9 protein-coding genes are annotated in these 13419 nt (G+C 49.0%); all 9 read left to right on the top strand.

Translation table 11 applies throughout. The annotated features are described in order from the left end of the window. The first annotated feature begins 414 nt into the window (after nucleotides 1–414). Nucleotides 415–2097, top strand: a complete 1683-nt coding sequence (locus AAA946_RS13785; protein WP_338165352.1) for an ABC transporter substrate-binding protein — start codon at nucleotides 415–417, stop codon at nucleotides 2095–2097. Nucleotides 2098–2253: 156 nt separating this feature from the next. Beyond that, nucleotides 2254–3240, top strand: a complete 987-nt coding sequence (locus AAA946_RS13790; RefSeq protein ID WP_112478533.1) for an ABC transporter permease — start codon at nucleotides 2254–2256, stop codon at nucleotides 3238–3240. Between the two features lie 2 nt (nucleotides 3241–3242). Then, on the top strand, nucleotides 3243–4268 hold the full coding sequence (locus AAA946_RS13795) for an ABC transporter permease (RefSeq protein WP_338165353.1): 1026 nt from the start codon (nucleotides 3243–3245) through the stop codon (nucleotides 4266–4268). Nucleotides 4269–4270: 2 nt separating this feature from the next. After that, nucleotides 4271–5260: an ABC transporter ATP-binding protein gene (locus AAA946_RS13800; protein WP_338165354.1), complete on the top strand. Its 990-nt coding sequence runs from the start codon at nucleotides 4271–4273 to the stop codon at nucleotides 5258–5260. 51 nt (nucleotides 5261–5311) lie between these two features. Beyond that, nucleotides 5312–6304 (top strand): ABC transporter ATP-binding protein, encoded by a 993-nt coding sequence (locus AAA946_RS13805; RefSeq protein ID WP_338165355.1) that lies wholly within the window; start codon nucleotides 5312–5314, stop codon nucleotides 6302–6304. 60 nt (nucleotides 6305–6364) lie between these two features. Then, nucleotides 6365–8071: a glycoside hydrolase family 9 protein gene (locus AAA946_RS13810; protein WP_338165843.1), complete on the top strand. Its 1707-nt coding sequence runs from the start codon at nucleotides 6365–6367 to the stop codon at nucleotides 8069–8071. Nucleotides 8072–8082: 11 nt separating this feature from the next. Further along, nucleotides 8083–8958: an N-acetylglucosamine kinase gene (locus tag AAA946_RS13815; RefSeq protein WP_338165356.1), complete on the top strand. Its 876-nt coding sequence runs from the start codon at nucleotides 8083–8085 to the stop codon at nucleotides 8956–8958. Nucleotides 8959–8970: 12 nt separating this feature from the next. Next, a complete protein-coding gene (locus AAA946_RS13820) occupies nucleotides 8971–10929 on the top strand; it encodes a beta-N-acetylhexosaminidase (RefSeq protein WP_338165357.1) in 1959 nt (652 codons plus the stop codon). A 35-nt stretch (nucleotides 10930–10964) separates the two neighbouring features. Beyond that, complete coding sequence (locus tag AAA946_RS13825; protein ID WP_338165358.1) at nucleotides 10965–13370, top strand: GH36-type glycosyl hydrolase domain-containing protein; 2406 nt, start codon at nucleotides 10965–10967, stop codon at nucleotides 13368–13370. Nucleotides 13371–13419 lie beyond the last annotated feature (49 nt).

Here is a 13419-nt window from a genome sequence, read left to right on the forward strand (position 1 = left end):
AAATCGACCAGCCTAATTTCCAGAGTAAATTAACGAGCCAATTTCACAAGTGATCCCTATCACCATTTGCACGCCACCAGAAAAAGTCATTTTAATTAAAAGACATAAAATGATAGTAAGCACCAACAAACAATACTAAACCAAGGCAAATAAGTGATGCAAATCACCGTCCTGCTTTGATTAAAAAGCCGTCAAAAACGACTGCTTTTAACGTTTTTGACAATGGTAATCGTTATTTTGACGTTTTTAACGGAGAGCGTAATTGATAAATTGTGCTTTAAGGTGTTTTCTTAGTAACGCCTAAGGCCTACAGGCCACTCTTTGGGAACGATTAAAGAGGTAGGCTTTAGCAACCATGTGAGAGGGAAGCACTCGGTCTCTCTGTGAAACAAAAGCAAATAGTAAGGAATAGCTATGCTTGCGCATATTAAAAAAACAGCACTAGCGACAGCAATTATTGCAACCGCAGTAACAGGTTTTAGCTCTGTAGCGACAGCCGCAGAACGCAGCGAACTCACTATCCACCCTAAAGAGTTCAACACCTTTGTTCGCAACTTCAACCCATTCTTGGGTACAACCTACTTGCACACAACAACCGACTTCCTATACGAGCCGCTTGTTGTCTTTAACGAAATGCACGGCAATGAGCCAGTATTCCGTTTGGCAGAAAACTTCACTATCGCTGACGACCTGATGTCAGTAACCTTTGACATCCGCAAAGGCGTGAAATGGTCTGACGGCGAAACGTTTGACGCAGACGATGTGGTTTTCTCATTCAAGCTAGTTCAAGAAAACTCTGCTCTTGACCAAAGTGGTATCAACTCTTGGGTATCAAAAGTTGAGAAAATCAACGACTACCAAGTGAAGTTCTACGCAACGGAAGCGAACTCTAACGTTCCATATGAAATCGTTAAAGTACCTGTTGTTCCTGAGCACGTTTGGAAAGACATCAAAGAACCAACAACGTTCCTAAACGAAAACCCTGTTGGCTCTGGTCCATTCACAGTCATCGACACATTCACTCCCCAGCTATACGTACAATGTCGTAACCCGAACTACTGGGACAATGACAACCTAGAAGTTGACTGTCTACGCGTTCCTCAAATCGCCAATAACGACCAGTTCCTAGGTAAAGTGGTTAACTCTGAAATGGACTGGACATCGTCATTCATTCCAGATATTGACCGCACTTATGCAGCAGCGTCACCTAACCACCAGTACTGGTACCCACCATCAGGTACTCAAGCGTTCCTAGTGAACTTTAAGCACAAAGATCCAGTGAAAGCAGAAGCGCTAAGCAACGTTGATTTCCGCCGCGCCTTCTCTATGGCACTTGACCGTCAAACTATCATCGACATCGCATTCTACGGCGGCGGTACAGTGAACGACTTCGCATCAGGTCTAGGTTATGCATTTGCGACATGGTCTGACGAAGCAACGCACAACAAGTACAAAGGCTACAATACGTACGACGTTGAAGGCGCTAAGAAACTGCTTGCTAAAGCAGGCTTTAAAGATGTAGATGGCGACGGCTTTGTAGACACCCCATCTGGCAAGTCATTCGAACTATTGGTTCAATCTCCAAATGGCTGGACTGACTTTAACAACACAGTTCAACTTGCAGTAGAACAGCTTGCTGAAGCTGGCATCAAAGCAAAAGCACGTACACCAGACTTCTCTGTGTACAACCAAGCAATGCTAGAAGCTAACTACGACGTAGCGTACACCAACTACTTCCACGGTTCAGATCCACACAAATACTGGAACACAGGTTATAACTCTGCGCTTCAGTCAGGTGATGGCATGCCGCGTTTCGCAATGCACTTCTACCAAAATGCAGAGCTAGACAAGCTGCTAAACAGCTTCTACAAGACAGCGGACAAAGCTGAGCAGCTAGAAATTGCTCACGGCATCCAGAAGATCATCGCTCAAGATCAGGTAACCATCCCTGTCATGTCTGGTGCATACATGTACCAATACAACACAACTCGCTTTGCGGGCTGGTGGAACGAGCAAAATCCTAAGGGTCGTCCAAACATCTGGGCTGGTATCCCAGAGCGTCTACTTCACGTACTGGACCTAAAACCAGTTAAGTAAGTAAACACAAACTAAAAGCGGTACGTCCGTACCGCTTTCCTCCCCCAAACGTGATTTGTCGATACGTGGCGCTCGTCGTCAGGGGGTTACTCGTTTCAAATTTTGAGATGAGGCTACCAGCAACAAGGAAAAAGCTGGGTAATTAAGGTGTGAGTTATGGGTTATTTTTTAAGACGTTTGTCCTTTTATTTGGTGGCACTTCTGGTTGCAGCCACCATCAACTTTATTATTCCTCGTGCAATGCCGGGCGATCCGGTCACGATGATGTTCGCTAACGCAACAGTACAGGTTACCCCAGAGCGTATTGCAGCAATGAAAGAGCTGCTTGGCTTTGTCGATGGTAACTACTTCGTTCAGTACCTTCACTACATGAAGAATATTCTGAGCTGGGAGCTCGGTACTTCTATTAAGTACTTCCCGCTATCCGTCAACAGCCTGCTAGGCAGCGCATTTGGCTGGTCACTATTCTTGGCAGGTACCGCGGTTATTCTTTCTTTCTCTATTGGCTCAGTACTCGGTATCTTCGCCGCTTGGAAACGCGGTTCTAAGTTCGATACGTTCATCACTCCGGGCATGCTGATTATCCAAGCGCTACCACAAGTCGTTATCGCAATGATGGCCATGTTCATCTTCGCGATTGGCCTTAAGTGGTTCCCGACAGGTTACGCCTATACCGCCGGCAAAATCCCTGACTGGACGAGCTGGGAGTTCATCAAAGACGTACTGTATCACGCAGTCCTGCCGCTTATCTGTGCAACTGTGATTCAAATCGGTGGTTTCTTGGTAAACATGCGTAACAACATGATTAACCTACTCAACGAAGACTACATCACCATGGCCAAAGGCAAAGGGCTGAGCGAGAACCGCGTGGTCTTTAACTACGCCGCTCGTAACGCACTACTGCCTAGTGTCACCGCGCTTTCTATGTCTCTTGGTGTGGCTATCGGTGGTCAGTTAATTATCGAAATCATCTTTAACTACCCAGGCCTTGGCTCAGTACTACTCAACGCGATTCACGCACGTGACTACCAAGTACTTCAGGGGCAGCTACTTATTATGACTCTGTTTATGCTCTTCTTTAACTTAGCAGCAGACATGCTTTATGTCGTGCTTGATCCTCGTCTACGTAAGGGAGGCAAATAACCATGAAAGGTTTCTTACAGCTTGTTTGGCGCAATGGAACAGCCAGACTTGGACTCTCAATCATTGGCTTGTTCGTCTTTGTGGCAATTGCAGCACCGCTGCTTACCAAACATGCTCCAGATAAACGTACCGGAAACTCTCATGAGTACCCTGGTGTCATCGTTAAAATGGCTCAATCTAACCCTGACGGTTGGGTAGCGACTAACCTTGCCGATGATCGCCGTACTCTGCTGATGTCAAAAAAAGCCGATCACACACTAGGTACAACCCGTATGGGTCGTGACGTTTGGTCACAGGTGGCTTACGGTGCACGAGTTTCACTTATGGTGGGCTTTGGTGCAGGTCTTACGGTGTGTTTTCTTGCAACGGTTATCGGTATCTCTGCAGGCTACTTTGGCGGCCGTGTAGATGAAGTACTTACTGCTGCGATGAACATCATGCTGGTCATCCCACCCTTCCCTCTCATCTTCGTGGTTGCAGCCTTTATTGGTGAGGCAGGACCACTGACCATCGCTCTAGTGATTGGCTGTATGTCATGGGCCTGGGGCGCGAGGGTTATCCGTGCACAAACCCTTTCACTACGTGAAAAAGAGTTTGTAAAAGCCGCTGAAGTTCTGGGTGAATCACGCCTTCGCATCATCTTTGTTGAGCTACTACCAAACCTTATCTCTATCGTTGGTGCAAGCTTCATCGGTTCGGTGATGTACGCCATCTTGATGGAAGCGACCATCTCATTCCTAGGTATGGGCGATCCAAACACCATCAGCTGGGGCATCATGCTTTACAACGTGCAAACCTCATCAGCGATGCTCATTGGCGCTTGGTGGGAAGTTATCGCACCATGTTTGGCACTGACCTTCTTGGTAACAGGTCTAGCTTTGCTTAACTTCGCCGTCGACGAAATTGCTAACCCTCAGCTTCGTTCACATAAAGGCATGAAGCGCTGGAAGAAAATCCAACAACAAGACAAGAAAGAACGCGAGGTTGAAGTCGCGCCACAAAATGCACTATGGAGCGGAGATCGTTAATCATGTCAGACCCACTAATTTCAATCCGTAACCTTTGTGTTGACTACATTACTGATGCCGGCGATGTCCGTGCCTGTAACAACGTCAGCTTTGATATCGGCAAGGGCGAAGTCTTTGGCCTAGCTGGTGAGTCGGGCTGTGGCAAATCCACTGTTGCTTTCTCATTGATGCGCCTGCATAAGCCGCCAGCATACATCAGCGGTGGTCAGGTACTGTTTAACGGTGAAGACATTCTTCAATACAGTGACGAGCGCATGCAGACGTTCCGTTGGAGTGAGATGTCGATGGTGTTTCAGAGTGCGATGAACGCACTGAACCCAGTACTCACCATGGAAGAGCAGTTCTGCGATGTGATTATGCGTCACACTAACTTAACTCGTGAGCAAGCAGTAAAACGCGCACAAGGTTTGTTAGAAATCGTCGATATTCACCCAAGTCGTTTGAACGACTACCCACACCAATTCTCTGGCGGCATGCGTCAAAGACTGGTTATCGCGATTGCTCTAGCGCTGAATCCAAAAATGATCATCATGGATGAGCCAACTACGGCACTGGACGTAGTCGTACAGCGCGAGATCTTACAAAAGATCTACGCACTAAAAGAAGAGTTTGGTTTCTCTATCTTGTTCATTACCCACGATATCTCTTTGATGGTCGAGTTCTCCGATCGCATCGGCATCATGTATTCCGGTGAGCTGATTGAAGTGGCACCGTCCAAACAGATCCTAGAGTCGCCATACCACCCTTACACCAAAGGTCTGGGTAGCTCATTCCCGCCACTGACGGGACCGAAAACCAAGCTAACGGGTATTCCTGGTAACCCATTGAACCTTTTGGAAATACCACAAGGGTGTCGATTCCAAGCGCGCTGCGAACGTGTTCACGAAGCATGTACGCGAGTACCTACTAAGCTGCGTCAAATCGAGCACAACCGTTTTTCTAACTGCCACTTGTACGGTGAACCCATTGCCGTCGCGCAAGAGTTGTCATAACGACCACCAGCGAAATAAGTAAGTACTAACAAGGATTTCTGGAGAACCATTATGAGCAACTTTGGTGAACTACTGATAGAAGGCAACAATGTTGTTAAGGACTTCCCTATCAACAGTAACGCCCTATCTCAACCTATGATGCGAGCCATTAACGATGTCTCGTTCAAAATGTACAAAAGCCGCGGCCTTGCCGTGGTTGGCGAGTCGGGTTCGGGTAAATCAACGACCGCTAAGATGATCGCTAAGATGTATGCCCCAAGCGGCGGCGAAATCAAATATCGCGGCCGTGACATTCAAGAGATCAAGTCAAACCGCGATCTGATGCAATACCGCGAAGGCGTGCAAATGGTATGGCAAGACCCGTTTGGCTCGCTAAACCCAACCCATACTATTTTCCACCACATCGCGCGTCCGCTGCTGATCCACAACAAAGTCAGCAAGGGCAACAAAAAAGAGCTCGAAGAGCGTGTATACAGTCTTCTTGAGCAAGTGGGCTTGATTCCGCCAAAAGAGACCGCAGCGAAATACCCACACCAGCTATCTGGCGGTCAGAGACAGCGCGTTAACCTAGCCCGCAACATCGCTGTAGGTGCAGAAGTCGTATTAGCAGATGAGCCGACGTCGATGCTCGATGTATCGATTCGCGCCGGTGTTCTCAACCTGATGGAAGAGATGAAGTTTGAGAAGCAAATGTCGCTGCTCTACATCACCCACGACATTGCCACTGCACGCTACATTGCTGAAGACATTTCGGTGATGTATGTCGGCCATATGGTGGAATGGGGCGATACCGATGAGGTCATTGCTAACCCACAGCACCCGTATACCCAGCTTTTAGTTTCTGCCGTGCCTGATCCAGCGAAGTCTATTCATACAAAGCTGGCTGGTAACAAAGGTGAAATCCCACTTTGGACACCACAATCTGTCGGCTGCCCATTCGCAGGTCGCTGTGCACACGCCACCAGCAAATGTCGTGAAGCACTGCCAGGTGTCACTAAGCTGTCTGACAACCACTTTGTCCGTTGTTACTTATACGAAAACTAAACTTTTTGGCTCCCGTTTTGGGAGCCCATCCATACCGAGAGAGAAGTAATGGAAGAAAACATGCAGCTGCTGACCAACCACATTGGCTACCACGCGAACAGCGAGAAGCGTGCCATCTTGATGGCATCACTCGCTCAACATGAAGTTGCAAGCGCATTCTTAGTCGATGCGCAAAGTGACGAGATTGTGCTTGAGCTTAATCCTATCGGTGGCTCCAAAGTGGATAATTGGCATATGGGTGTTTTCTTCACCATCGACTTTAGTCAGTGGACAGAGCAAGGCCGCTACTATTTGCGTTACCAAAACATCAAATCACAAACGTTTGAAGTGGGTGACAGCTCACTCCACAACCGCAGTTTCTCCGACATTATTCACTACTTCAAATCGCAGCGCTGTGGCGGTGAGTTTGATTTCGCAGACAAGAGCGCACCCGTTGTGGGGAGCTCACAAAAGGTTGATGTGCACGGCGGTTGGTATGACGCTTCTGGTGATGTGAGTAAGTATTTAAGTCACCTGTCCTATGCCAACTACCTAAACCCCCAGCAAATTCCTATGGTGGTTTGGAACATGCTCAAAGCCTACGACTTGGTAGGCGAAAAATCAGAGCCAAACTTTGTCACATCACGACTGCTTGAAGAGGCGTTGCATGGCGCAGAATTCCTTAAGCGCATGCAGCACCCGAGCGGCTACTTCTACATGACGGTGTTTGATAAGTGGAGCAAAGATACCGCGCAGCGAGAAATTTGTGCCTACGAAACGCAGCTTGGTCATAAGAAAAGTGACTTCGAAGCAGGCTTTCGCCAAGGCGGTGGCATGAGCATCGCGGCGCTTGCGAAAACCAGTCAGGTTGCGAGTCTGTCTCGCGAGCAATCACACGACTATTTGGAAGCGGCGAAAAAAGGCTATTGGCACCTTAAAGAGCACAACAGCCGTTATTTGAACGACCAAACCGCTAACATTATCGACGAATACTGCGCATTAATGGCCAGCATCGCTCTGTTCCAAGCCAGCGGCGAGCAGCAATACTTGAGCGAAGTTCGCGACTGGGTCGAGGCGCTAAGTCAACGCGCTCAAAGTGACCAGCAGCACAGCTTCTACTGGTCAGCGAACTCGGATGGTAGCCGCCCTTATTTCCACGCTGCAGAAGCCGGATTGCCAGTGATCGCACTGACTGAATATCTTGCTATCGAGCCAGATCGCCAGCGTGCATTGCAAGTTCAATCTCTGCTGACCCAAGCCTGTCAGTTTGAAGTGTCTATCACTGATGAGACCTACAACCCATTTAGTTACCCTAGACAATATGTAAAAGCGGTCGATGGCGAGAAACACAATGCGTTTTTCGTTCCCCACAACAACGAATCGGGTTACTGGTGGCAAGGGGAAAATGCCCGCATCGCTTCTCTTGCTTCCATGGCGCTATTAGCTCAGCCGCATCTTGTTAATGATGAGCTTAAAACTCAGCTCGAACACTATGCCAATGGCTGTATTAACTGGATCCTCGGCGCTAACCCATACGACATGTGCATGCTCGATGGGCATGGCCACAACAATCCAGATTACCTACCTGAGATTGGCTTTTTTAACGCTCTAGGCGGCGTGTGTAATGGCATCACATCTGGGTTTGAAGATGAATCCGATATCGCCTTCAAACCAGAAAAACAGAAAGACGACATGCTACAGAATTGGCGCTGGGGAGAGCAATGGATCCCTCACGCAGGCTGGCTTCTGCTGGCTTTAGCGCTGTGGCAACAACACTATAAAAAATAAAGGGAATCATCATGGCTAGGTATAAAGTAGGTATCGATGGTGGGGGAACCTCCTGCCGCGCTCGAATTATCGATGACAATAACAATATCATTGGCGAAGCCAAAAGCGGCAGTGCCAACATCATGCTCGGCGCTGAATTGGCCATGCAATCTATCATCGACTCCATCGAGCAAGCAGCAATGCAAGGCGGCTTAGACGCGTCATCGTTTTCACAGATGGACGTTGGCCTTGCGCTTGCCGGTGCCGAACACAAAGCCAGTTATCACGCCTTTATGAATACCGCACATCCGTTTGCCAGTGTGACACTCAACACCGATGGCTATGGTGCTTGTTTAGGTGCCCATCAAGGCGAAGATGGCGCAATTATGATCGCTGGCACTGGCTCTGTTGGTCTTTGCATTCAGGGTGATCAGCAGCATGTCGTTGGCGGCCGAGAATTCCCAATCTCCGACCAGGGCGGCGGCGCAGTAATGGGGCTTAGACTGATTCAGCAAGTGCTGCTCATTCAAGACGGCATTAAGCCCGCTTCCCCTCTCGCTGAGATTGTTATGACCCATTTCAACCACGATATTGATGCGATTGTTGAGTGGTCTAAAAGCGCTTTGCCGCGTGATTATGGGCAGTTTTCACCGGCAATTTTTGAATACGCCTACCTCAACGACAGCTTAGCCAAAGCGCTGCTACAACAGACCGCTGACGATATTGAAATGTTCCTTTGCGCGCTAAACCAGCGCGGTGCTGACAAGATCTGCCTGATGGGCAGCATCGCTGAACGCATCTTCGATTGGTTATCGCCTGCCGCACAGCGCTGGATCGTAGCTCCACAAGGAGATGCGATGGATGGTGCCTTGATGATGGCAGGCATTGAGAAACACAACCTGTACTAGTAAGGGGCGGATATGGATTTTCGTGTCGATTTAGCCATTGTAGAGCGCTTGCCAAAAGGCTGCCGCTTTGGCTTAACCTTGCATAACTTATCTGAGAAAAGCCACGCCAATTGGCAACTGCATTTTGTTTTCGAGCGTTTTATTACGCCAGACAGCTTATCTCAAGGTAACCTTACGCAAGTCGGCACCTTCTGTAGCCTCAACATTGAAGGGACACCGCTGTACGCCAACAATCATGTGTATATTGAGTTTTGTATTGCCACAGCGCCGTTCAAATCACTCAATGATGGCATTAAAGAAGCCTACCTCAATACTGACAGCTTAGCCCAGTACCCGGTGACCACCTCCCCTATTGTACTTGGATCAGGAGAAGACAAATCGAATCCAATTGGCGATGTCTTTGAAGGCAGACACGGTCTGATCCCAGAGCCACAATCGATTGAACTTGGCGACAGCGTGTATGAGCTGACTCGTTACAGCCAAATCTGCGTCGAAGATCAAGCAATGCAATCGGTCGCCAATTGGCTAAAGGATGAGATCGATCGTTTGTTCGCAATCACGACCAAATCCATCGGTCAGCAAGATATTCGTTTTCGACACTCACCAGTGCTAGACAATGAAGCCTACAAACTGCGTGTTGATCACACCGGAATTGAGATTGAATCCAATGGCAACGCAGGGTTTGTCTATGGCTGCGCAACTCTGATGCAACTGATGGACTTCGATAAAGACCGTCAAACCTTGTATGTCCCTTACGTTCAAATTCAGGACGCGCCGCGTTTTCGCTATCGAGGCGTCATGCTCGACAGCGCTCGCAGCTTTCAGCCAATAAGCGAAATAAAACGCCTTTTGAACCTCCTTGCCCACTACAAAATCAACACCTTTCATTGGCACCTTACCGACGATGAAGCGTGGCGTCTTGAGATTCATGCCTTTCCTGAATTGACTGATGTGGGGGCGTGGCGTGGCCCAGAGCGCGCTTTAGAGCCTCAACTACACAGTATCCAGCGCGACTATGGTGGTTACTATACCCAACAAGAAGTGGCTGAGATTATTGACTACGCCGCGGCACGCAACATCCAAGTCATACCTGAAATTGACGTACCGGGTCACAGCCGTGCCGCGATTAAATCGTTGCCACATCTGCTCATCGACAAGGAAGACAGCTCTAGCTATCGCAGTGCCCAGAACTACTGCGACAACGTGCTTTCTCCAGGATTACCTGGCACCTATCGGTTTCTTGATACTGTATTCGAAGAAGTCGCCGCTCTTTTTCCCTCGCCTTTTATCCATATTGGCGCAGACCAAGTTCCAGTTGGAGTATGGAGTGACAGTCCAAGCTGCCATGCATTAATGGCAGAACATGGCTATCACAATCCGAAGGATCTCCAAGGCCACCTACTGCGTCATGTCGAAGATAAGCTGAAATCTCTCGGCAAGCGTATGTTGGGGTGGGAAGAGGGCAACTTAGTCAACAAAGTCAGTAAAGACACCATTGTTTACTCTTGGCTAAGTGAAGAAGCGGCCATTAACTCCGCCAAGCTCGGCTACGACGTCATTTTACAACCAGGCCAGAGCACCTATCTCGATATGGCGCAAGACGACAACACCAGTGAACTCGGGGTGCATAGCGCGAACACCATCACGCTAGAGAAAGCCTATCACTATGAGCCACTTGCTCAGCTGCATCCAGATGACCCCGTAAAGAAACGTATCCTAGGTATGCAGGCTGCAGTTTGGACTGAGAGAATCACTTCACCCGACACACTCGACTACATGATGTTCCCACGTCTCACTGCATTAGCAGAAACGGCGTGGAGCACGAATAACAACAAAGATTATTGCGCCTTTCTGTCGCGGCTTAAACGCCACCTCTGTTTGCTCGACAGACAGTGCGTGAAATACAAGCATCCTTGGCCAACAGGACAAGGATTACAAGGCGTGCAATACCAAACGCAGCGCCAATATTAACGAACGGTTTCAATTTCCCCAATAAGGATATCATCATGCAATACGGCTACTTCGATAACGAGAACCGAGAATATGTTATCACTCGTCCCGATGCCCCTGCTCCTTGGACTAACTACCTAGGGACAGAAAAATTCTGTACCGTCATTTCGCACAACGCGGGCGGTTACTCATTCTACAACTCACCAGAATACAATCGCGTGACGAAATTCCGTCCTAACGCGACGTTTGACCGTCCTGGACACTATGTGTACCTGCGTGATGACGAGACGGGCGACTACTGGTCAATCTCTTGGCAGCCTGTGGCAAAAAGCCTAGATGAAGCCAATTACGAAGTTCGTCACGGCCTGTCTTACTCTAAATTCAAGTGCCAATACTCCGACATCGAAGCCACCAAAACGCTGTTCGTACCAAAAGGTGAAGATGCGGAAGTGTGGGATGTCGTTATCCGCAACACGGGCGATAAACCGCGTACCATCAGCGCATTCTCATTTGTTGAGTTCTCATTTAGCCATATTGCCTCTGACAACCAAAACCATCAGATGTCGCTCTATTCTGCGGGCACCAGCTACCAAGATGGCGTGATTGAGTACGACCTGTTCTACAACACCAATGACTTTGAAGGCTACTACTACCTAGCGTCGACGTTCACTCCAGACAGCTACGATGGTCAACGTGATAGCTTCCTTGGCCTGTACCGCGATGAATCAAACCCGATCGCTGTCGAAAAAGGTCAATGCTCGAACCATACTCAAACCTGTTACAACCATTGTGGCTCTTTGCACAAGCAATTCACTATCGCACCAGGTGAAGAAGTGCGTTTCGCATACGTACTGGGTATTGGGAAAGGCAACGGCGAGCGTCTGCGTGCCAAGTACCAAGATTTGTCTGAAGTCGATGCGGCTTTTGATGCGATTAAAGCGCACTGGGATGAGCGCTGCGCTAAGTTCCAAGTGACGTCGCCTAACGAAGGTCTGGACACCATGCTCAACACATGGACGCTGTACCAAGCAGAAACCTGTGTGGTTTGGTCGCGCTTTGCGTCATTCATTGAGGTGGGCGGTCGTACTGGTTTGGGTTATCGCGATACTGCGCAAGATGCGATGGCGGTACCTCACTCAGCGCCGGAAATGACACGTAAACGTATCGTTGATCTACTTCGCGGTCAGGTGAAAGCGGGCTACGGTTTGCACCTATTCGATCCAGATTGGTTCGATCCAGAAAAAGCCGATGTAGAGCCATCAAAATCGCCAACCGTTGTTCCAACACCAAGTGATGAAGACAAGATCCACGGCATTGCAGATACCTGTTCAGACGATCATTTATGGTTAGTACCAACGATTTGTCGCTACGTGATGGAAACCGGCGAAACAGACTTCTTTGATGAGGTGATCCCTTACGCTGACGGCGGCAATGCGACCGTTTACGAGCACATGAAAGCGGCACTTAACTTTACCGATGAGCACGTGGGTGCTACGGGCATCGCCAAAGGTCTGCGCGCAGACTGGAATGACTGTCTAAACCTGGGCGGTGGTGAATCATCCATGGTGGCGTTCTTGCATTACTGGGCTCTACAAGACTTCGTTGACCTCGCACGCAACCGTGGTGAGCTTGATGATGTCGCCTACTACCAACAAATGGCGCAAAAAGTTCAAGACGCCTGTGAAACGCACCTTTGGGATGAAGACGGCGGTTGGTATATCCGCGGTATCACCAAAAATGGCGACAAAGTCGGCACCAGCACCCAGACCGAAGGTAAAGTTCACCTTGAATCCAACACCTGGGCAGTGGTGTCTGGCGCAGTGAGCGAAGAGCGCGGCAAAAAAGCCATGGACGCAGTGGATGAGTACCTCTACTCAGACTTCGGCTTGCATCTAAACGCTCCTTCATTCGCGACACCCAACGATGACATTGGCTTTGTCACTCGCGTTTATCAAGGCGTAAAAGAAAACGGCGCGATCTTCTCGCATCCAAACCCATGGGCATGGGTCGCTGAAGCGAAATTGGGACGCGGCGATCAAGCAATGAAATACTATGACGCGCTCAACCCATACAACCAAAACGACATGATCGAAACTCGCATCACAGAGCCCTACTCTTACGTGCAGTTCATCATGGGCCGTGACCACCAAGACCATGGCCGTGCTAACCACCCTTGGCTAACGGGTACCTCAGGCTGGGCTTACTTCGCCGCGACCAACTACATCCTCGGTGTGAGATTGAGCTTTGATGGCCTAGTGGTTGACCCATGTATTCCAACAGAGTGGCCTGGATTTGAAGTGACTCGCCAATGGCGCGGTGCGACGTATCAAATCAAAGTCGACAACCCAAGCAACGTCAGCAAAGGCGTGAAATCTATCACCCTAAACGGCGAAGCGATTGAGGGTGCTATTCCACCGCAAGCGGAAGGCAGCGTGAACCAAGTTCATGTGGTGCTGGGCTAATTCGCCCCTGCAATGATGAGCTCCTGTGTGAGCTCATCATTGGTCACAC

Origin of the sequence: Vibrio sp. 10N, assembly GCF_036245475.1 — a bacterium.
GTDB lineage: Bacteria > Pseudomonadota > Gammaproteobacteria > Enterobacterales > Vibrionaceae > Vibrio.